This is a genomic window from Crassaminicella profunda (assembly GCF_019884785.1).
Classification (GTDB): Bacteria; Bacillota; Clostridia; order Peptostreptococcales; family Thermotaleaceae; genus Crassaminicella; species Crassaminicella profunda.
In genome coordinates, this window is the sequence record NZ_CP082326.1 from 4452761 (window position 1) to 4475439 (window position 22679).

General features: G+C 30.9%; 23 protein-coding genes, 1 pseudogene and 1 other annotated feature. Of the genes and pseudogenes, 22 read left to right on the forward strand and 2 right to left on the reverse strand.

Features of this window, described 5'->3' with window-relative positions; genetic code table 11:
* Positions 1-21: 21 nt before the first annotated feature.
* From K7H06_RS20460 to K7H06_RS20480, 5 genes are read left to right on the forward strand one after another with little or no spacing between them, the layout of a single operon-like run.
* Positions 22-1329, forward strand: a complete 1308-nt coding sequence (locus tag K7H06_RS20460; protein WP_223037842.1) for an O-antigen ligase family protein — start codon at positions 22-24, stop codon at positions 1327-1329.
* Positions 1307-2533 (forward strand): glycosyltransferase, encoded by a 1227-nt coding sequence (locus K7H06_RS20465; RefSeq protein ID WP_223037843.1) that lies wholly within the window; start codon positions 1307-1309, stop codon positions 2531-2533. Before K7H06_RS20460 ends, K7H06_RS20465 begins: the two co-directional genes overlap by 23 nt.
* 34 nt (positions 2534-2567) lie before the next feature.
* On the forward strand, positions 2568-3308 hold the full coding sequence (locus tag K7H06_RS20470) for an AAA family ATPase (RefSeq protein WP_223037844.1): 741 nt from the start codon (positions 2568-2570) through the stop codon (positions 3306-3308).
* Positions 3309-3336: 28 nt separating this feature from the next.
* Positions 3337-4455 (forward strand): glycosyltransferase family 4 protein, encoded by a 1119-nt coding sequence (locus K7H06_RS20475; protein WP_223037845.1) that lies wholly within the window; start codon positions 3337-3339, stop codon positions 4453-4455.
* A gap of 13 nt (positions 4456-4468) precedes the next feature.
* On the forward strand, positions 4469-5632 hold the full coding sequence (locus K7H06_RS20480) for a glycosyltransferase family 4 protein (protein WP_223037846.1): 1164 nt from the start codon (positions 4469-4471) through the stop codon (positions 5630-5632).
* A 169-nt stretch (positions 5633-5801) separates the two neighbouring features.
* Here K7H06_RS20480 and K7H06_RS20485 read toward each other — a convergent pair.
* Positions 5802-6938, reverse strand: a pseudogene (locus K7H06_RS20485) (IS3 family transposase).
* A gap of 48 nt (positions 6939-6986) precedes the next feature.
* Between K7H06_RS20485 and K7H06_RS20490 the strand changes: the two are divergent.
* The 17 genes from K7H06_RS20490 to K7H06_RS20570 all read left to right on the forward strand — a co-directional run bounded on the left by K7H06_RS20490 (position 6987) and on the right by K7H06_RS20570 (position 22166).
* Entirely contained in the window at positions 6987-7154 is a 168-nt protein-coding gene (locus tag K7H06_RS20490; protein ID WP_223037847.1) for a hypothetical protein, read from the forward strand.
* Between the two features lie 53 nt (positions 7155-7207).
* Positions 7208-8125 carry a UTP--glucose-1-phosphate uridylyltransferase GalU gene (galU, locus tag K7H06_RS20495; protein ID WP_223037848.1) on the forward strand — a complete coding sequence of 306 codons (918 nt, stop codon included), beginning with the start codon at positions 7208-7210 and terminating at the stop codon, positions 8123-8125.
* Positions 8126-8343: 218 nt separating this feature from the next.
* Complete coding sequence (locus K7H06_RS20500; RefSeq protein WP_223037849.1) at positions 8344-8649, forward strand: hypothetical protein; 306 nt, start codon at positions 8344-8346, stop codon at positions 8647-8649.
* A 64-nt stretch (positions 8650-8713) separates the two neighbouring features.
* Positions 8714-9181 (forward strand): VanZ family protein, encoded by a 468-nt coding sequence (locus K7H06_RS20505; protein WP_246637590.1) that lies wholly within the window; start codon positions 8714-8716, stop codon positions 9179-9181.
* A 51-nt stretch (positions 9182-9232) separates the two neighbouring features.
* A complete protein-coding gene (locus tag K7H06_RS20510) occupies positions 9233-9484 on the forward strand; it encodes a hypothetical protein (protein WP_223037850.1) in 252 nt (83 codons plus the stop codon).
* Between the two features lie 142 nt (positions 9485-9626).
* Entirely contained in the window at positions 9627-9842 is a 216-nt protein-coding gene (locus K7H06_RS20515; protein WP_223037851.1) for a hypothetical protein, read from the forward strand.
* An 83-nt stretch (positions 9843-9925) separates the two neighbouring features.
* The gene (locus K7H06_RS20520) at positions 9926-10633 is read left to right on the forward strand and encodes a hypothetical protein (protein WP_223037852.1); all 708 of its coding nucleotides are present in this window, start codon (positions 9926-9928) and stop codon (positions 10631-10633) included.
* A 111-nt stretch (positions 10634-10744) separates the two neighbouring features.
* On the forward strand, positions 10745-10912 hold the full coding sequence (locus K7H06_RS20525; protein ID WP_223037853.1) for a hypothetical protein: 168 nt from the start codon (positions 10745-10747) through the stop codon (positions 10910-10912).
* 123 nt (positions 10913-11035) lie between these two features.
* Positions 11036-11278 (forward strand) — a binding site (T-box leader).
* A gap of 43 nt (positions 11279-11321) precedes the next feature.
* Positions 11322-11615: a hypothetical protein gene (locus tag K7H06_RS20530; RefSeq protein WP_223037854.1), complete on the forward strand. Its 294-nt coding sequence runs from the start codon at positions 11322-11324 to the stop codon at positions 11613-11615.
* Entirely contained in the window at positions 11608-13542 is a 1935-nt protein-coding gene (gene metG / locus K7H06_RS20535) for a methionine--tRNA ligase (protein WP_223040098.1), read from the forward strand. Before K7H06_RS20530 ends, metG begins: the two co-directional genes overlap by 8 nt.
* 12 nt (positions 13543-13554) lie before the next feature.
* Entirely contained in the window at positions 13555-14322 is a 768-nt protein-coding gene (locus tag K7H06_RS20540; RefSeq protein ID WP_223037855.1) for a TatD family hydrolase, read from the forward strand.
* A 624-nt stretch (positions 14323-14946) separates the two neighbouring features.
* On the forward strand, positions 14947-15978 hold the full coding sequence (locus tag K7H06_RS20545) for a resuscitation-promoting factor (protein WP_223037856.1): 1032 nt from the start codon (positions 14947-14949) through the stop codon (positions 15976-15978).
* 95 nt (positions 15979-16073) lie between these two features.
* Positions 16074-16484, forward strand: coding sequence for a DUF3842 family protein (locus K7H06_RS20550; RefSeq protein ID WP_223037857.1), 411 nt, complete (start codon positions 16074-16076; stop codon positions 16482-16484).
* Between the two features lie 114 nt (positions 16485-16598).
* Positions 16599-17129, forward strand: a complete 531-nt coding sequence (gene rnmV / locus K7H06_RS20555) for a ribonuclease M5 (protein ID WP_223037858.1) — start codon at positions 16599-16601, stop codon at positions 17127-17129.
* 16 nt (positions 17130-17145) lie between these two features.
* Positions 17146-18009 (forward strand): 16S rRNA (adenine(1518)-N(6)/adenine(1519)-N(6))-dimethyltransferase RsmA, encoded by an 864-nt coding sequence (gene rsmA / locus K7H06_RS20560; RefSeq protein WP_223037859.1) that lies wholly within the window; start codon positions 17146-17148, stop codon positions 18007-18009.
* A 153-nt stretch (positions 18010-18162) separates the two neighbouring features.
* Positions 18163-19599 (forward strand): DUF7922 domain-containing protein, encoded by a 1437-nt coding sequence (locus tag K7H06_RS20565; protein ID WP_223037860.1) that lies wholly within the window; start codon positions 18163-18165, stop codon positions 19597-19599.
* 662 nt (positions 19600-20261) lie between these two features.
* Positions 20262-22166 carry a type I glutamate--ammonia ligase gene (locus tag K7H06_RS20570; RefSeq protein WP_223037861.1) on the forward strand — a complete coding sequence of 635 codons (1905 nt, stop codon included), beginning with the start codon at positions 20262-20264 and terminating at the stop codon, positions 22164-22166.
* A gap of 56 nt (positions 22167-22222) precedes the next feature.
* Here K7H06_RS20570 and K7H06_RS20575 read toward each other — a convergent pair whose 3' ends face one another.
* Complete coding sequence (locus tag K7H06_RS20575) at positions 22223-22657, reverse strand: rhodanese-like domain-containing protein (protein ID WP_223037862.1); 435 nt, start codon at positions 22655-22657, stop codon at positions 22223-22225.
* Positions 22658-22679: the final 22 nt, after the last annotated feature.

Below are 22679 nucleotides of genomic sequence, written 5' to 3' on the forward strand. Positions count from 1 at the left end.
ATTAAGGTAAGGGGATTTTATATGAAAGAATTAGCATTAACGATTTACATTTGTTTGTGTATTTTTTTTGCAATTACACGATTTTCAAATAATAAAAGCAAAACTAGGATAGTAAATTATTTTATTTTAGGAACAATTATTACAAGTATAGCATTAAAGACAAAAATTAAAATTAAAGGGTTGGAAGTTGATTTTTTATTATTAGTATTATTTACATTCATATATACTTTTAAAATGTTCAATTTTAAATTACGTAAAAAAATTCCTAAATGTATATATAGGTTATATATTTTATTAACATTATCAAATATATTAATTATACTCCAGATTTATTTAATTAATATCTATTCTATAGAATTATTAGTTAATGCACTTATAATCAATTTAACTTTACAATTGACAATTATGTTTTTGAACAATTATAAAAATTATAAGATTGCACTTAAACAAGTAATGAATTCTATTTCAGTGTTTGCGTTTTTTAATAGTTGCCTATCAATTGCTCAGTTTATTACAGGGAAGAGAATCATTGGAGATTTAAGTGCTAGTTTACAAAAAGCACAATTTACGCGAGTGGAAGGATTTGCTGGCGCTAATAATGGAGCAGGTAATTTAGCTGCAATCTTATTTCCTATATTATTATACCAACTGTATACAAAACCAAATAGAATTAATATTATAAATTTCATACTAAATTTGATTTTTTTAGCATTAACTTATACACGTATAGGATATTTAGCAGTAGTAATTCAGTGTATGATATTTTTTGCGTTAGCAACAAGGAAAGAAATAAGAAATAAGTATACTAAGAGAATACTTATTATAATATTTACTATAGGGAGTGTTTTGAGCATATTTAATATAAATACGATAATGGATGCCCTAATATATGAAAGAGGACATACTGGTCTAACTAGATTTATCCAATTCAAATTAGCATTTAATATATTTAAAGATCATCCATTAATAGGTATAGGTGCAGGACAGTATACATACTATAATTTAAATCAATTGTGGATTAAGGATTATGCTATACATTCGCAATGGTTAAATGTTTTAACTGAACAAGGGGTATTAGGTTTTTTTTTCTATGCATCATATAATTTATACGTTTTATACAAATTATTGAAAAAATATGCCAAAAAAAATTTACAGTGGTTTATTTGGATGATTTTTGTAGGGAATTTTGTTGCATCTAACTTTAATCCAAATCAATATTATACAGTAAATATTTATTTATATAATTTAATTAGTATTAGTTTACTTGTTCTAGAATATGATAAGGAAATGGAAGGAATAAATAAAAATGAAAAAAATATTGTTTATTAGTTCATATATAGAAAACAAACCTGCAATAGCATCGGTAAGATATTCAGGAATTATGAAATATTTGAGTACAAAGTATCAAATGTATGTTATTAATAATACATTTTTAGGTGAAGAGAAAAGTATATATGCTGTTGAAAATTTTAAATATAAGACTAATAATAATAAATATACAAAAAATTTAAATAATGTTAATAAAAAACAGGGAACTATTGAGAAATTCTTGCGTAACAACAAGCTGATTATGAATATTTGGAAGTATTATAAATATAATAAAAAAAATTTTAATAGAAAGAATAGTGCACTATATTCACAGCTAAAGAGATTTTTGAACGAAAATAAAATAGATATTATATTTTTAACAGTACCAGGGATAGAAGGTATTTATATTTTGGAGCATTTGAAGAAATGTTTTCCAAAAATATCATGCGTAGTAGAAATAAGAGATATAATAAATAGAAATATAGATAAAGATATACCTCAAACGATGCTTATAAATGCGGAAAAAAGTATTTTGAAAAATTCAGATGGGATTATAGCATTAACAGATACAATTAAACGTTATTATGAAGGTATGGGATTTACCAGAGAGATTAAAGTAATTCGCAATGGTTATGATACTGAAGTTTTTGAAGATATACCTATTACTAAAAAACAAAAGAGTACAGTTACTTTTACGCATATGGGATCCATATATAAGGGAAGGAATTTAGGCGATTTTATTAAAGCTTTATCGATATTTAGTAAGAAAAATAATATTAAGAGCATTCTCAATATTGTAGGGTATCTAGATTTAGAAGCTGAAAACGATTTGTTGAGAACAAAAAAAGAAATTGATGATAGGATGATAGAAATTAATAAAGTAGGTGTGGTTAAACACAAGGAAGCAATTAAATACTTAATTAATTCAGATGTATCTGTAATACTTACACATAAGAATGGTAGTGAGTATGCTATTCCTGGAAAAACATTTGAATATATTGGTGCATGTAAGCCAATAATTGCAGTTACAACAGATACTGAATTAGTAAATTTAATTAATGGTAAATATGGAGAATGTGCCAAACATGATGTGAAAGATATAGTTTACAAGCTAGAGAGAGTGTTACATACTAATTATGATTTTTCAGATAAAAATAAATTTTCTAGAGAAACTCAAGTCACTACTATTGTAGATTTTTTAGAAAGAATTATGAATAGATTTTAATGATATCTTTCAACAAGAGAAGGTGAGTTGATGATTGTTGATTATAGAGTTTGTTGGATTACCTGGTTCAGGTAAGTCTACTATTGTAAATCAAGTTGTAAAAAAATGTAGAGAAATAGAAATTGATATAGTACAACCTGGAAGTGAAATTATTAATGAAACGTCTAGGGTTATTAGGAATATAAAGAAATTAAATCCATCTTTAAAGTATTTAATTGATAATCAAAAACAGTCATATGAGTTTATTAAAGGAATTAGGAAAAACAATATAAAATCAATACGAGATCATTATAAAATGATATATTATTATATATTTATTGCATCAATGATTCATAAGGCTAAAGTATGCCCAAAAATTAATTTTTTGGATGAAGGGATGTTTCAAGTATTATGGGCTATTAATTTTTTATCAAAAGATAATAATTGGACATATCTTTTAGAAAAAGTGGTTAGATATGATTTATTGCCAGATATTATATTTTTAGTTGAGGCTGATAAAGAAGAAGTTTTTGATAGATTAGATAAAAGGAACAGTGGAAAGTTAGTTACAAATTTAAAAAAAGGAGGTAGTGAGTTAGAACGAAGGTTAAATAGTAAGAACCTAAACAAAGCTTATGGTGTTTATGCTGAAGCAAAAAGAAATATTCTATCACTATCTGAAAAAACTGAAAAGTTAGAGGTATTTCAAATTACTAACAATGAAATTGATGATTTAAATGAAAATGTTGAAAAAATCAAACAAATAATAATGCATCATGTGAACAAAAACATTTGATTTTTAGAAAGATAGGAGGTATAAGAGTATGATTACTAAAAAGAAAATATTATATGTAATTTCTAGATTATATAGAGGGGGTCCAGGAAATCAATTGTATGGAATTGTGAAAAATATTGATAGATCAAAGTATGATGTTGAAATATTAACTTTGTTTGATGAAAAAACTGATTCAAAATTAGATGAATTCAATAAAATAAATATAAAAGTAAATTCATTAAAATTAAAGAAATATGAAATGATTGACCCTAAGAAAAAAATTACAAGTATAGTTGAAAAAATTAATCCAGATATAATTCATACTCATGGAGGATTAGCAGATTGTTATGCAGTAAAATACCTTAAAAAATATGTGCACTTTAGTACAATACATAATTATCCATATGAAGATTATGTATTGAAACATGGCAAAATTTTAGGAAATATAAAGGCAGATAAGCACATAAAAATCATAAAAAAAATTGAATATCCTATAGCTTGTTCTAAAACAATATCAGAAAAAATAAAAAATAAATGCAATTTAGATGTAGAATATATACAAAATGGTATAGATGACATCAAGTACTCACCAGTGGATATAAGAGAAAAGACTCGTTTAAGGAGAAATTTGGATATTAACACTGAAAAAATAACATTTATTTCTTGTGGAGCTTTATCTAAAAGAAAAGATCCATTATCAGTAATTAATGCTTTTGAAAAGGCAAATATATCAGATACAGCACAATTAATAATATTAGGTGATGGGGAATTAATGAATGAGTGTAAACGAACTGCTTGTGATTCAATTATAATAAAGGGGAGAGTAAGCAATGTAGTAGATTTTTTAAGAGCATCTGATATTTATGTATCAGCGTCTAAATCAGAAGGGTTACCGTTATCTGTACTTGAAGGTATGGGAGTAGGATTACCAGTTTTGATATCAGACATAGAAGCGCATAAGGAAATTTTTCAATTTGGCATAGATATAGGTGAGCATTATAATATTGATGATATCAATGAATTAAGTAAAAGAATGAAAAAAATTACTAAATTAGATTATGTAAAACGTGGACATAATGCTAGAAAATTAATAGACAATTACTTGAATTGTAAAAAAATGAGTAAACTGTATCAGGAGAAATATAGCATAAAGCTCAATGAGTTTTAAGCGGGAGGGCTATATGAAAATCTTACATATAACGCAAGGAACAATTGGTGGTACACTAGAATATTTAAAATTATTACTCATAAGATTAAATAAAAAAGGAATACATTCTCAACTGATTTGTCCATCTTATGGTCCAATGAAAAAAGATATTGAAAATTTAGGAATTAAAGTATATGAAGTAGATATGAAAAGAGAAATATCTTTATTTGCAGATATAAAATCTATGATATATATATTGAAAATAATTAAGACACAAAATTATGATATTGTTCATTTGCACAGTTCTAAAGCAGGAGCACTGGGAAGAATTATATGTTTTTTCCATAAAATACCGTGTGTTTATACGCCCCATGGATGGGCTTTTAATATAAAGACTAGTAGAGCAAAACAATTAATTTATGCTAATATAGAGAAATTTTTATCCTTATTTACAAAATATATTATAAATATTTCAAAATATGAATATGTGTCAGCAGTGAAAAATAAAATAGCGAATGAACAAAAGTTAAAGCTAATTAATAATGGGATAGATATAGAAAAGTATAAACATGTCTGTGTAGACAAGATAAAGTTTAAAGAGAGTTTGAAAGTTCCAAAGGAAACTATTTTAATAGGTATGGTAGGGCGTATTACTGAACAAAAAGACCCAATCTCTTTTGTGAAAATGGCAAGAAAAATAATTAATCGTGGACACAATGTACACTTTATTTTAGTTGGAGATGGGGAATTAAGAAAAGAAGTTGAGAATGAAATAAACCATCAGAATTTAAACAAAAACATAACTATTACTGGATGGATAGATCAGGTAGGAAATTATGTAAAATGCTTTGATATAGGCATTCTTACTTCAAAATGGGAAGGATTTGGACTTGTATTAGCTGAGTATATGGCATCTAAAGTTCCTGTTGTAGCATCCAATGTAGATGGTATTCCAAATGTAATAATTGATGGAAAAACAGGAATATTAGTCGAAGCTGGTGATATAGATGGATTTGCTGATGCTATTATTAGATTGATAGAGGATAGAACGTTGTATAGGCAATTTGTAGAAAATGGATTTCAAAGAGTTGTAAGTAAGTTTAACATTGATCGAGTAGTTGATGAACATGTACAGATGTATAAACAGATATTAAGAGATGGCAAGTGTGATTTTGAGAGTAATAAGTCCATTAGTTAGGATTTGATTGGAGGTAATTGTGATGAAAGTACGAAAAGTCAGTATTTCAGCCGCAAGTCTTGATACTAGATTTTTACTTGCTACAAGGAAGGCCTAGTGTCGGTCCCTTAACTTATTAAATAAAGAGTTTTCTGGTCAAGTAAAATTGTAACACTTTTATCTAATAATTTTATGAGTTGTATCGAGCTTCAAAAGGAGTTAATCTTTGATTGAAAGAATGAGGTCTAAGATGGTTATACCAACTATAGGCATAATCATATACAGTTCGATTTAACAGATCATCATTTTTAAAATAAAGAAAATATATTAGCTCATTTTTGAATGTATTGAAATATCTTTTCATAGGAGTATCATCATAAGGACATCAAGCTTTACTCATACTTTGAGAGATTTTGTTATTATAGCAAAATTGAGTAAATTCTTTAGATGTATACTGACCTCCTTGATTATTGTGCAAGATTAAACCCGTATTAGCGGGCTTATGATTTTTCAATGCTAATTTTAAGGTTTCAATAGCTAAATCAGATGCAATTTCTTGTTGCTATTACAGACCTATCATATAAGTCTAAAATAGTGCAATTATAGCGTTTGCTTCCATTATTTAAATTCATATAAGTGAAATCTATGCACCAGACAGAATTAGGCGTTTGGACTGTGAATTCCCGATTAAGAAGGTTTGGAAACACCTTATGTACAGTTCCTTTTAAGTACGAGGGCTTTTTCTTCATTACTACAGATTTTAATTTTAACTCTACATTCATGTATTTATGGATGGTAGTTTTACTGTAGAAAAAACCTTTTCTAGCAAGGAAAATTTTCATGTTGCGATGTCCTAAAATACCATTCCTTTTATGAAAAATAGATCTTATATTATCCAGTACTTTTTGTTTTTGAGCACGATAAGAAGCCTTTCTATTTTTTTAAAAGTTATAGTAGGTATTAGGACTGATTTTAAATTTTCCTAGGAACCATCTGACTCCAAATTCTTTATGCTTATTTTGGATAAGCTGATAAATCTTTAATCGATTTCCTTCGCAAAGAATGCCGCTGCTTTTTTTAGGAATCTATTCTCCTTTTCAAGTTCTTCTAGTTGTTTACGAAGCTTTAAATTTTCTTGAAAATAGTCATGTTCTTCTTTTGTTGTAGGATTATTTTGGCATTCTTCACGATAAGACTTCACCCAGTTTGATATACTTGCTTTATTTACACCATACTCTTGTGCAAGACTGGTAAGAGTACGTCCTTCTTCTAAATGAAGGCGTATAATCTTATTTTTAAATTCTTGTTCGTATCTTCGTTTTTTCATTGTTGTAACCTCTCTTCTGAAATAAATTATATCATTTATTCGATTGAGGTGTTACAACTTCAGTATACCATTACACCTATACCTGCTGAAGTTAAAGAAAGAAGAGCAGGAAATCCAGCAACTTTAATGGCTTCATCTAAAAAAGCAAAAAATGTTTTAGGATGGAAGCCTAAATTTGATTCATTAGAAAAAATTATTGCTGATGCTTGGAATTAGCATAGTAAGCATCCAAATGGATATGAGGAATAGACAAGGGGGAAGAGACTACAATGAAAGTACGTAAAGCCATCATCCCAGCAGCCGGACTGGGAACTAGATTTTTACCAGCTACAAAGGCACAGCCTAAAGAAATGCTTCCTATTGTGGATAAGCCTACACTGCAGTATATTATAGAAGAAGCTGTAAATTCAGGAATTGAAGAGATCTTAATTATTACGGGTCGTAACAAAAAGTCCATAGAGGACCATTTTGACCGCTCTGTTGAATTAGAATTTGAACTTGAGAAAAAGGGCAAAAAAGATATGCTCAAAGAAGTTAGAAAAATTAGTGATATGGTCAATATCCACTATATTCGTCAAAAGGAGCCTAAAGGATTAGGGCATGCTATTCATTGCGCTAAAAGCTTTATAGGAAACGAACCTTTTGCTGTACTTCTTGGGGATGATATTGTACATAATCCATCAAAACCTTGTTTAAAGCAAATGATTGAAAAATATGATGAGTATAAAACGACTATACTTGGCGTACAGGGAGTAGAGACGGAAGATGTAAGTAAGTATGGGATTGTTGAAGGGAAATATATAGAAGATGGGGTATATAAGGTAAAAGGCTTGGTAGAAAAGCCTAGTGTAGAGGAAGCACCTTCTAATGTAGCGATTCTTGGGAGATATATTATTACTGCTAAAATTTTCGAAATATTAGAACACACAAAGCCTGGTAAGGGTGGAGAGATTCAGCTTACGGATGCATTAAAGGAGTTAGCAAGAAAAGAAGCTATGTATGCTTATAATTTTGAAGGAAAAAGATATGATGTAGGAAATAAGTTGGGATTTTTGGAAGCTACGGTGGAATTTGCTTTGCGGCGCGAAGATTTACGAGAAGAGTTTTTGAAGTATTTATTAAAGGTTACTGGAAAAGAAACAAAGAGTGTGGCACTGGAAGAGATTGCATCAACTGAAGAGAAATAGATTAGAAAATCTGGTGTGGGTTCCTTAATTTATTCAAAAGAAGAGAGAATTAATCCTTTGGGGTGAGTTAGCTCTTTTTTTGTTTGAAATGAAAGTAGGAGAATAGTAATTTGGTTACATAGAAAACAATTCTAATAAAATCTTGGAAATTTATAAATTTGAGTTAACAGTAATTTGATGTTAAAATGGAATTAATTTAAAATGTAGGCGGTGAAGTCATGGAAAAAGAATTGCTATTAGCAATTAGAGAAATGCTTAAAGAAGAATTGAATCCTTTAAAAAATGAAATAAAAGATATAAAAAGTGAAATGACAGATATGAAAAATAGAATGGATGAAACTTATGAAATCGTTAAGGCATTAGAACATTCGTCAAAAGTGAACAAAGCAGAACATGATCATATGCTAAATGATATAGCACACATTAAAGGGAACGTAGAAATAATCAAAAAAGATATGTATAGAGTTGAAGAAGCTACAGCTAATAATTGGGCAGATATTGCAAGACTAAAACAAGTAAAATAATTGCCTATAGTGGTGATCATTGCAAGGGCTAAGGTTACAATTGCGGAAGAGGAATAGAAGATAAATGATAAAAAATAAAAAACAAATGATGATGATATTTTCTTGGATAGGGGTTCTCCTTTGGATGGTACTTATTTTTAATCTATCATCCCAAGTTGCAGATGAGTCTAATAAGTTAAGTAAGGGAGTAACAAAAGTTATTGTAAAGACAGTGGAGAGAGTTGCTCCTACGGCGGATTTTAATATGGATAGGTTTAATCATGTTGTGAGAAAAAATGCTCACTTTTTTGCGTATTTGGTGTTGGGTATATTTGTTACGAATGCTATGAGGAGAAGTGGGAGAAATGGTTTTAGAGGAGTTGTTTTAATACTTTCTATTTGTGTTCTCTATGCAATAAGTGATGAAGTGCACCAAATGTTCGTTCCTGGTAGAGGTCCAGGAGTGAAGGATGTTTTTATTGATAGTGCTGGAGCGATTGTTGGAATTGGTGTATATAAAGGTTTGGTCACATTAATGAAATTGAAAAGGTAGTAGGCCCATGATATAATAAAGAAAATAGGACTGATAGGCGGTGAAATAGAATTGGAAAAAGAGATGCTTCAGTTGATATTGAATAAGCTTGATGGAATGGATAAAAGACTTGAGTCCATGGAAAAACGACAAGATGAAATGTATAGGATGCAAAGATCATTAGAGGAGAACATACAGGTTACAAGAGCAGAGCAAGAAAAAATGACATATATGGTTGCAGATATACAGGGAAAAGTGACAAAATTAACGGAAGAAGTAGAAGAGCATGATGCAGTAATCAAACAAATTAGAGCTATTAAATAATGAAGTATTAGTTCTTTCATATATGAATTGATTGAAAAGAGAGAGTGAACCCCTTGGGTTGATTCTCTTTTTATTTTTTTGGATACATGAATAAAAATTAGGCAATAATTTAAGGAGAATTTTAAATAAGGTGGGATGAAGGATGAGAAAGAATAGAGATATGTTATTAAAGGGAATAACCATTGTATTTGTAATAATGACGATTGGAAGTATTATATATGGAGAAAAAACATTTTATAAAAAAATAGAAAATAGTTTTGAAAAAGCCAGTAAAGAACAAAAGATTGTTAATTCAGTGACAGTGGATGAAAAATTAACTGTATTAGAAGAGGTATATAGTGAAAAAAGTGTGCAATAAATGATAAAAATATGAAATGATTTGTTATAATAGAGATATAGAAATTTCCTTATATTTGAAATAAATACTAAAGGAGGAAAATAATGAAGAAAAAGTTAATTTTGTTTATTTGTATTTTAGCTTTAGCTTTATTGGGGGTAGAATATGTAAAAAAGGAAGAAAATTATTCCGAGAATGTAGTGAAAAATCAAGTGGTACAAGATGATGTGAACATTGAAAAGAATAAAGATCAAGAAGAGAATAAAGAGAAGGAAAATAATACAGAAAAAGAAGTGAAAGTCATAGAAAGTAATCAAGCAAAAGAAAGTACAGGAACTAAAAAAAAGGATGAAGAAAAGAAATCGAATACGCAGCCTATAAAGGGGAAAAATACAGAGACAAAAGATATAGATACTCCAAAGCCTGAAGAAAATCAGGAGCAAGTACAGGAAGAAAAACAATTAACAGAAGAGGAGATTGTAGCAAAGTATACGGGGCAGTTTACAGCTTTAAGAGGTGAGTTTGAGGGAAAACTAGGTGGACTCATTGGAGAGGCAAAAGGGGAATACAATGCTTTGTCAGAGGATGATAAGAGTAGTGGAAAGCTTAGCTTAGGATTTAAATATTTAAAAAAGGCGAAAGGGTTGGAGAAGGAATGTGATGGAAGATTTGACGCAGTTTTAGAAGAGATGAAAAAGGAATTAACACTGGGTGGATTTAGCACGGATGCAGCAGTAAAGGCAAAAGCTCAGTATAAAAATGAAAAGAGTGAAAGAAGAACATCTCTAATGAAAAAAGCATTAGGAAAGTAATATAGGCATGCATGGGTATGTCTTTTGCTATTAGGATTGGAGTATGATTGACAGTTATGTAGGAACGTGAAATAATATTTTATAAATGAGATTATTTTGGAGGAGTGGCATATGTCAGAATACATGAAAAATCTAAAATCAGCTTTTAAAAAAATGAAAAGAGATCAGACGATGGCAGGAAATCAGCTTGTATTTAAGGAAAAGGAAGCATTGGTTTTGACAAGTGCATTTTTAGCAATTCCTTTATTCGGTATTTTAGTTACATTTATTATAAAATAAATTTTTATGAAGATGATTAAGAGGATTAGATGATAATAATGATTTAAAATTAAAATATACTATAAATAGTATTGACAATACTTACATATTTTTATAAATTAATATATATACTAAATTTATAGGATAAAAGTAATGATGGGAAGAGTAAGTATAAAAAAGCGTTACAGAGAGCTAGAAAAGGGTGAGAACTGGCACGAAGGAATATACTGAAGATGGCCCCTGAACTGCATGGCTGAGAGAAACCTTTAGGTTGTGCCGGAGTTGCATCCGTTAATTTTGCAAGGTGATATGAGTCACTTACTAAGGTCATCATCGTGAGATGGTGATAAATTAGGGTGGTAACACGAGAATTTTCTCGTCCCTTTCTTTGGGGACGAGTTTTTTTATGCAAAAAAGGTAGGTGATGCTTTTGGCGTTTGGTAAGCAGCTAGGGCTATTTTTAAGATTTATTTATGGTTATTTGATTGGATTTATTTTTATTTCTATTATTTACATTGTTGTAGGGATTACAGTAATTTTATTTCGTCCAGAACCCTTTTCCATTTTTGTGGTTGAATATATTCAGGAAGTAGATCATTTTAAATTGAAGATCACTTTATTAGGGCATTTGGTAATGGGTCTATTTGGTGTAGTCGAATGGATGAAATGTAAAAATGAAATTAGAAGAAGAAAGAAAAAGAGGAGGAAAAGAACTTATGAGTAAAGGAAACTTTTATATCACAACACCTATTTATTATCCAAGTTCTAACTTACATATTGGACATACGTACACAACAGTAGCAGCGGATGCTATGGCAAGGTTTAAGAGACTGTCAGGATTCGATGTAATGTTTTTAACAGGAACAGATGAGCATGGACAAAAGCTTCAAACAGTAGCAAAAGAAAAGGGAATGCAGCCAAAGGAGTATATTGATACAATCGTATCAGGAATAAAAGATCTTTGGGGAACCATGGAAATCTCTTATGATCATTTTATTAGAACGACAGATGAAGAGCATAAAAGACGCGTGCAAGAAATATTTAAAAAGCTTTATGAAAAAGGGGATATCTACAAGGGTGAATATGAAGGTTGGTATTGTACACCATGTGAGTCCTTTTGGACAGAAACTCAAGTAGAAGATGGCAAGTGTCCAGACTGTGGGAGACCTGTACAAAAAACAAAAGAAGAAGCATACTTTTTTAAGCTTTCAAAATATCAAGACAAATTACTTCAGTTATTTGAAGAAAACCCTGAGTTTTTAGAGCCTGTATCAAGAAAAAATGAAATGATCAATAACTTCATCAAACCAGGGCTTGAAGATTTATGTATATCAAGAACAAGCTTTGATTGGGGAATTAAGGTACCTATTGATGAAAAACATGTTATTTATGTATGGCTTGATGCACTTTCTAACTATATTACAGCATTAGGTTATCCAGAAGAGATGGATGGAAAATATAAAAAATATTGGCCAGCAGATATTCACCTTGTAGGAAAGGAAATTGTAAGATTCCATACAATTATTTGGCCAGCAATGTTAATGGCATTAGATTTACCACTTCCTAAGAAAGTATTTGGGCATGGATGGATTCTTCTTGAGGGTGGAAAAATGTCAAAATCAAAGGGAAATGTAGTAGATCCTGTAGTGCTAGTAGATCGATATGGAATTGATGCATTAAAATATTTCTTATTAAGAGAGTATTCTTTTGGACAAGATGGTGTATTTACTAATGAAGTACTGCTTAATAGAATCAATTCAGACCTTGCAAATGATTTAGGAAATCTAGTAAGTAGAACTGTTGCTATGATTGAAAAATACAATAAAGGTATTATTCCTGAAGCAAAGACAAGTACAGAATTTGATGAAGACCTAAAGACCATAGCCACAGGTGTTTGTGCAAAATTAGAAGAAAAAATGAATAATTTAGATTATAGCAATGCTTTAGAAGAAATTTGGAAGCTTGTAAGAAGAACCAATAAATATATTGATGAGACTACTCCATGGGTCTTAGCTAAGGATGAAGCTGAGAAGGAAAAATTAAATACAGTTTTATATAATCTAGCTGAGAGCATTAGAATTATATCTGTTTTAATTTTACCATTTATGCATACAACTTCTAAGAAGATTTGGGGACAATTAGGAATTGAAGAAGGAAATGGAACTGCTTGGGAAGATACGTTCACATTTGGAAAGCTTCCTAGTGGTGTAAAAGTTAAAAAGGAGGCTCCATTATTCCCAAGAATTGATATTCCTAAGGAATTAGAAGCTTTAGAAGCTACTAATAAAAAACCTGAGCCAAAGAAAGAAGAGAAAAAAGAAATACCTCAAAAGCCTGAAATCACAATTGATGATTTTGATAAAGTAGATTTAAAGGTTGGACAAATTCTAGAATGCAAAAAACATCCAAAGGCAGATAAATTATTAGTATCTCAAGTGAAAATTGGAACAGAAGTAAGACAAATTGTATCAGGAATTGCAAAGCATTATAAACCTGAAGAATTAGTAGGTAGAAAGGTGATTGTTGTAACGAACCTAAAACCAATCAAGTTAAGAGGAGAAGAATCAAGAGGAATGATCTTAGCGGCAGGGGATGGAAAAGAATTAACACTTGTGACAGCTGATATTGAAGATGGTTCACAAGTAAGCTAAAGGGGGATAAATATGTTATTTGATTCTCATGCCCATTTGGATGATAGTAAGTTTGATAAAGATCGAGAAAAAATATTAGAGAATGCAAAGGCGAATGACATTTCTTATATGGTTAACCCAGGGGCAGATTTTGAGTCTTCTGTAAGATCTATAGAACTAGCAAGTAAGTATGAAATGATCTATGCAGCGGTAGGAATACATCCCCATGATGCAGAGGATGTGGATGATGTGACACTAGCTCTTTTAAAGGGGCTAGCGAAGAAGCCAAAGGTTGTGGCTATAGGAGAAATAGGACTTGATTATTATTATGATCATTCTCCTCGTGATATTCAAAGAGAAATATTTAGAAAGCAGATTGCTTTGGCAAAGGAAGTAAACCTTCCAATCATTATTCATGATCGTGAAGCCAATGATGATGTAATGAGCATTCTTAAGGAAGAAAAGGCTTTTGATACGGGGGTAGTACTTCATTGCTTCTCAGGGAGTGCAGAGCTTGCACGGCAATATATAAAGCTTGGTGCTTATATATCTATTGCAGGACCTGTGACCTTTAAAAATGCTAGAAAAACAGTAGAAGTAGTAGAGCGAATTCCTTTGGAATATTTATTTGTTGAGACAGATTCACCCTATTTAACACCCGTTCCTTTTAGAGGAAAAAGAAATGAAATGGCTAATGTAAGATATGTAGCAGAAAAGATAGCTGAGATTAAAGGATTAAGCTTAGAAGAAGTAGCTCATCAAACAACTGAAAATGCAAAGAAGTTTTTTGGCATTAAATAATAAAAAACATAGGATAGGGCATCTATCCTATGTTTTTTATTATTTATCTGTTTATACAGTTTGCTATTTTTATAAGTTAGCGTATTAATTGAATCGGAGAGGATAAAATTCATTTGGTATAAATAGAAATAATTTCATATTTTGTGCATATAAATAGATAGGACAAGGATATACTAAAAAAGATTTAATTGAAACTTTTTGATTCAGGTGGAGTCGAGTCTCTATCTGAAGTTTCTATGTTTTGCTTTAGTAAAACGAGTTTTCTATGAAGTGAAGGGCTTAGATGAAAAATGAAATGGTATAAAAAACAAAGAAAAGGAATACAATAAAAAAGTTGTTAAAATCAAAAGCCTTTTATTAGATCATCAAAATCCGAAAATTTCCTGGGAAATATGACGAAGAGAAAGGAATAAGATGGAAACATATGTAAATCATTGGGATAACTTCAAAAATCTATACAAAAATTTGACGAAAAAAGCTTTTTTGTATAGAATACTATAGATTGTTTACAGACATAAAGATTTTTCTTACATCTGGGTAATTTTATATACGCCATGAAGAAAATAAAAAGGACATAAAGATTTAATTTTTTTTGTGGCAATACTATAGGGAGGTAAAAGTTTTATGGAAACACACTTTAAGAATATAAAGTTTCTTACAAAAAGAAATTTTGTTATTCTTATGATTGTCATGCTACTTGGAGGTTTTTATACTGCTCATGCATTGACAAAAGAGGTAATCATCAAAGATGGTGACAAAGTAGCGAAGGTAGAAGGCATTTTCTTTGATGTAGGCGGAGCAATAAAGAAAGGAAAGATCATACTTAATGAACATGATCAGTTATCAAAGCCTGATGATAGTAAAGTAAAGAATGGGATGCTGATTACTGTTAAAAGGGCTCAACCTGTAAATATACAGGTTGATAGTAAATCAGAAGAAATTATGACAGCCAATGAGAAAGTAAAAGACATCTTAGATGAATATCATATATCTGTTGGAGAAAAGGACATTGTTTTACCCGCATTAGATGAAAATGTAGGTAAATATGAGACCATAAAAGTGGTAAGAGTAGAAGAAAAAATTGTAACAGAGAAAGAGAGCATTCCCTATAAAAGCGTTATTAAATATAATGATGCTTTAGAAGAAGGAACCATGAATGTAGTAGAAAAAGGGAAAAATGGAAAAAGAGAAGCAAAATATAAAGTGGTATATGAAGATGGGGTAGTTGTATCTAGAGAATTAATCAAAGAAAATATTTTAGAGGAATCAAAGGATGCAGTAGTAGAAAAGGGTACAGCTATGTATGTTGCAACTGCCAGAGGAAAGCTTAGAGTAAAGAAATTTATTAAGATGACTGCAACTGCTTATGATGCTACTTTTGAGAGTTGCGGCAAATATCCAAGTCATCCAGAGTATGGAATTACTAGAAGTGGAACAAAGGTGAGACCAGGAGTTGTTGCTGTAGATCCACGGGTAATTCCTTTGGGAAGTAAGCTTTATGTAAAAGCCCTTGATGGTTCAAAGGATTATGGAATTGCAAGTGCTGAAGATACAGGTGGAGCCATTAAAGGGAAAAGAATAGATCTTTATTATGAGAGTCCTAAGGATGTAGCAAGATATGGAAAAAGAAAGGTAATGGTCTATGTTTTAGAGTAAGGCAGGGAGAATTCCTTGCCTTTTTCTATATAAAATATACTAGGAGTATGGTATAATAGTGGGAAAATGCAATATCCTGTAAAGGGGGTATAAGTTTGAAGGTTGCTGTAATTGATGGACAAGGTGGAGGCCTTGGTAAGTCTATTGTGGAGAAGATTAGAGGACATTTAAAGGATGATATAGAAATCATCGCTTTGGGAACGAATTCTCTTGCAACATCTAATATGCTGAGGGGTGGAGCTCATAAAGGCGCAACAGGAGAGAATGCTATTAAGGTGATGAGTCAGAAGGTAGATGTAATTATCGGACCCATAGCTCTTATTGTAGCCAATGCAATGATGGGTGAAATAACACCTATTATGGCTGAAAATATAGCAGATAGTCAAGCAAGGAAGATATTATTGCCAATGAACAGATGCAATATCCATATTGTAGGAACCATGGATTTTAAGGTGAATGAGATGATTATGGCTATTGTTGAAGAATTGAAGAGCATTAAAGATTAGACCATGGAGATTTCTGGGTAGAAATTTTTCATGGTTATTTTGTGGGCCTTTACAGTTAGATGTGTATACGATAGAATGTTTTAAGAATAATTAAAGAATATTTGGAGGAACACTATGATTAAGGAAGTTATTGTAGTTGAAGGACGAGATGATGTGATTGCTGTAAAAAGAGCAATTGATGCGGAAATGATCATTACTCATGGATTTGGCATAACAGAAGATACCTATAAAAGAATAGCATTTGCTCAAAAGAGAAAGGGTGTTATCATTTTTACAGACCCAGATCATGCAGGAGAAAGAATCAGAAAAAATATAGTTAAACGCATAAAAGGATGCAAGCATGCTTTTTTACCTAGGGAGCAGGCAACAAAAAATGGAGATATAGGGATAGAAAATGCTTCTCCTGAAAATATTATTGCAGCGCTGAATAAGGTTAGAAGTGAAAGCAAGGAAAAAAGAGATGAATTTAAGCAAATTGATTTAATCAAAAATGATTTAGTAGGTTCTAATGAGGCAAGTAACAGAAGAGATGCATTAGGAAAGATATTAGGGATTGGCTATGCCAATGCAAAACAGTTTTTGAATAGACTCAATCATTATGGCATTACAAGAGAAGAATTTGAAGAAGGATTAAAAAAACTATAATGGAATAGGAGATATTATGGATAGATTAGTTTCACCCAAAATCACAAAAGAAATTGTTAATAAACATGGATTTAAATTTTCGAAAAGCTTAGGACAAAACTTTTTAATCGATGAAAATATATTATATAAAATAGTGGATGGAGCAGAAGTAGATAAGGAAGATATCGTCATTGAAGTAGGACCTGGTATTGGGACTCTTACACAGGTATTAGCAGAAAGAGCAAAAAAAGTTATTGCTATTGAAATCGATAAAACATTACTACCGATCCTTTCAGAGACATTAGGAAATAAAGATAATGTGGAAGTAATTAATGAAGATGTTTTAAAACTAGATATACATAAATTGATTGAAGAAAAATGTGAAGGAAAAGCTGTGAAGGTCATTGCAAATCTTCCTTATTATGTAACTACCCCGATTATCATGAAGTTCCTTGAAGAGAAGGTACCTCTTAAGAATATGGTTGTGATGATACAAAAGGAAGTTGCAGATAGAATGCAGGCAAAACCTAAGACAAAGGATTATGGATCATTATCTATAGCGGTTCAATATTATTGTGATCCAGAAATCATTACAAAGGTTCCAAGGTCCGTATTTATTCCACAACCCAAAGTAGAATCAACAGTGATTCGCCTAACGGTTTTAAAAGAGCCAAAAGTCAATGTAAAGAATGAAAAAACATTATTTGCTGTAGTTCGAGCAGCTTTTGGAAAGAGAAGAAAAACCCTTTTGAATGCTCTTAGTAATAGTCCTTTGAATGTAGATAAAGAGGTACTAAAAAAAGTTTTAGAGCATAGCGAAATAGAAGCAAATAGAAGAGGAGAGACCTTGACTATAGAAGAGTTTGCAAGAATTTCTGAGACTCTTTGTAAATATTTATAAAAAAAGACCTGTGCCAGGTATGAATGTGGAGATAAAGTATCCCATTCGTGCCTGGCATGATTATTTTTTTGTAAAAAATGAACTTATTTTATATTTAGTACATATATTAATAGTAAGTGAAAAAAGCAATTCTAAAAAGGGGGGAGGATGATTATGGATAAAAAGAGATATAGAAGATATTTTATTATACTAGATCCTGAGGATGATGGTTTTGAAAATAAACAAGGGAAAAAATCAAAAGGATATGCAAAGATAGAAACAAAGAACGGAAAAGGTGTACTTAGTGAGTATATACAAAATATGAAGTATTTTGATGATGCAGAATATATCTATAGAGGGTACTTAATAGGAACAAAGCAAGGAAAACAGATTTATGCAGATAATGGAACTTTTATGATTGATAAAAACGGAAAGGGAGAGCTGATTTGGAAATTTGACCCTGAAAATGTTGACGGGCAAGGAAATACCATAAGAGATTTTAATGTAATTGCTATTGTGGCAGAGTCATCAGAGCAAAGAGACAAGGGGAGGGCTGCTCCTTTAGTAGGTTTTATAGATAAAAAGAGAGTAGATTGGAAACATGTTTTGCAAAAGGAGTGTACAAGGAAAGAGCGATTAGAGGAAAAAATAAGAACAACAGAACAGTTGAATGAAAAAAAATTAAAGATAAAAGTAGTAGAAAAAAAAGAAGAATCCTATGTAAAAGGTTTAAAAGAAGGCGCTACAGAAGTAGTTGTAGAGAAAGAAAATATGGAAGAAAAACATGTGGAAAATACTAACAAAGAGAAAGAAATAGAAGAGGGACATGGAACATCTTTACAAGAAGAAATGAAAGAAGCAGTAGTAGAAAAAGAAAATTTTGAAGTGAAAGATGTAGCATCTATTGAAAAAGAAGTAGAAGTGGAGTCTACAGAAGCTTTAAAAGAAGAAGTTGTAGAAAAAGAAGAAAGACCAGAAACAGAACCAATAAAAGAGAATATAGAAGGGCAAAAAGAAGTAAAGGTAAAAAGAGAAGAATTTACAGAAGGCTATCGATGTAAAGGAGAAAAAGATCACTATGAACATATAGATTATGGTGGAATGAAGTATTATGATTGTAAGAATCCATATCAATACTATCATCAATATTTTAAAATGGTATGTGGATATGTTGAAAATATCCTGAAATATCATAAGGAAGTAGAGCCCTTTGAAAAAAATATTGATCAGTGTAAATGGTGGAAGATTGATGCCAGTCAGCAAACATTATATAGAAATTTCTTACCTTTCTATGGATATGTGACCAATATGTATTCTTGTCCTCCTTACAGGAACTATGCAGGTTGTCCAGCACAAATATATAAATATAAGCATTATAATTTTGGCATCAAGCGTGATAAGAAGAATGAGCCTGTTTACTATCTTTATGGGATTCCTGGAAGATTTATGTTAAGCGAACAGCCTTACGAAGGAATGACGGGGTTTGTATACTGGCATCCTATAGAAGATAAAAAACCTGAAAAAGGAGATTATGGATATTGGATTCTCCACATAGATGCAAAAACAGGGAAGGTAGCTATTCCATTGAAACCAACTATTCCTCCTCGATAAAGGACAATGGTACATCGATAGGTGTGCCATTTTTTTAGTAAAAAGATTTTCGTGCAAGAAGTATAAGACAATCTTGCATGAAAATCTTTTTGTTTGAGTAGATGTTTTTTAAAAATATTGAGTACTTTATAATTTTTATTATAAATCTTAAAAAATAGCACATTTCAAGAATCTAATAGAAGATTTTTTATGACTCAAAATGGATGGATGAATAGAAGCAGGGTATAGATCACTAGGCCAAATTGTATACTTGCATGCAAAAGAAAATGTTTTCCTGGCAAAATTTATGAAGTTTTTCATAGGCGTTAGAAAAAAAGTATAAGGAAAACGATATCATAATGTTTAGAATTGATAGAAAATTGTTTACAATGAAATTTCAGTGTGTTAAAATATCATCATACAAAATTCGACATAGATATATTTTGTGATGAAAGATGTATTCAAAATACAATGCAATAAGTTTAGGTTCATCCTAGAAAATATTTTGATTTTAAGTCAACCCCTTTTGACTGAAATGCTAGACCCTTCATTCTTTAAAAAAATATGGATGAACCTAAATTTACCATAATGGAAATTTTCATACATACTTAAAAAAGTATTATAAATTTATATGTAATAGAAAAAATAATGATAAGCATAAAAATATTTGAAGAGGTGAGGATATGTCAAAAGAATTATTATATTGCATTCCTGCTGACCAGCATGAAGCAAAAGAAGTGGTATCTACCTTAAAGGAACATCCAGAGGTACAATTTGTTTCTTTGGTAGGGATTGATTTAGGAGGAAATGATACGGATGAAAAGATTCCTGTAGAACTTTTCATAGAAGATATTGAACAATTTTTAACTTATGGGGTTCAAACAGATGGTTCCAGTGTAGTTCTTCCTGAAATTGCTACATTGAATGATGCAAGGGTAGACTTAATTCCAGATCTTTCTGTGAATTGGTTTGTAGACTATAATTACGACAACATAGATGAAGACACTGATCTTCCAGTTGGAACTCTTAGAATCCCTGCATTTTTAGTTCATAATGATGTAAAAAGAGTAGACTCTCGTTCTGTTCTTCAAAAGGCTGTAAAATATTTCAAAAAAGAAATATTTTCGTTGATGAAAGAAAATCCTTATGTTTTAGAAACACTAGATATCGACTCAATAGATGATATTGAAGATGTGATTCTTACATCTGCTACAGAACTTGAATTTTGGGTAAAAACTCCAGATTATGAGGCAGATCTTGAACAACTTTCTACTTCCCAAGTATTACAAGAACAGTATTGGAAAAGAACAATAGGAATTGTTCGTACAGCTTTAGAAAAATCTCTTACAACCCTTGATTATTATGGACTAGAAGTTGAAATGGGACACAAGGAAGTAGGAGGAGTCAAAGCAAAACTTACTGAAAGTGGAGGCTTTGACCATATTATGGAGCAATTAGAAATAGACTGGAAGTACAGTACAGCCCTTCAGACTGCTGATAATGAATTACTTGCAAGACAATTAATAAAGGATGTATTTATGCGTTATGGATTAGATGTTACATTTAAAGCAAAGCCTATTGATGGTGTTGCAGGAAATGGAGAACATACCCATGTAGGTGTAGCAGTTAAATTAAAGAATGGAAAAATGAAAAATATTTTTGCACCAAAAGATATGAAGGAAGAGTTTTTAAGTCCTATTGGTTGGGGAGCATTCATGGGTCTTCTTAAAAACTATGAGGTTGTTAATCCATTTGTATCTTCTACAAATGATGCATTAAAAAGATTAAAGCCAGGGTTTGAGGCACCTGTATGTATTGTTGGATCTATTGGGCATACGGTAGAGACACCTTCAAGAAATAGAACGGTTTTGGCAGGTTTAATACGTGATTTATCTAATCCTATGGCTACTAGATTTGAATTAAGATCTCCTAATCCAAAAAGCAATACCTATTTAGTCATTGCTGCTATATATCAAACAATGATGGATGGTATTAAAGCTTGCTTAGAGGCAGGAAAAACTTCGTCTCAGTTAGAATCAGAATTTTCTAAGAGAGCTGGCGATGAAAGTTTCTATTTTGAAAGAAATAGGGAATATCGGAGTGAAGATGATGTGTTTGAGCATTATACAGAAGAAGAAAGAAATGAACTATTTGGTACTCCTCCAGCTACTGTTTGGGATAATCTTATTCATCTAGAGCAGTATCCTGCTAAAAAGGATGCATTGCTTAAAGGGGATGTGTTCAGCCAAGAAATTATTAATTCTTATACAGTTGCAACATTGACTCAATGGACAACAGAATTGTATAATCGAATGATTCCAGATAATAGGGAATTTGTAAGGAATTGTTCAAAGCTTCATACGACTGAAAATGTTACAGATTTAGATGTAGTAAATTGGGAAAAAATTAATCAATTAAGATGTTATCTTATGAAGGATAGCTTAGATCATAAATCTCTTTTTACAAGAATAAGGGAAGCTATTGAAAACAAAGACTATAATAAAGTTTCAGGACTTCAGTTAGAAATGGACTGTAGAATGAAAGAACTAGAAAATCTTTATGCAGTGTATAAAAAGAATTTATTTTAATTAGATAAAAAAATCCTTTCATCCTAAATTTATGGATGAAAGGATTTTTTTAATCCTTAGTCTAGCTCATAAGGCCACTTTTCAATACCTCCGGTAAGCATGTATATTTTTGAAAATCCACTGCTTGCCATCATGTCAGCAGCTTTTGCACTTTGCTTATCATCCTTTCCATAAATCATATATATACTGTCTTTACCATAATAATCTAATTTTTTCTTTAGCTCTTTATAAGTTAATTGTGTAGCACTTGGCAAATGATTTTTCACATATTCTTCTTCATCTCTTATATCGAAAACTGTAACGTCTGAATTTTTTTCTAGAAGTACTTTTGCCTGTTCAGCAGATATTGTTTTGTAAGCATACTTCATGGTTTCTGAAAATGTTTCATCTGAGTTAGACATGACTAATACAAGGATTCCAATAATAAAGATTACAAGAATGGCTAAAGCAATATACAGTGTTCGTTTTTTCAAAACAAAAATTTTTAACATAATATCACCTCACAACGTGGCA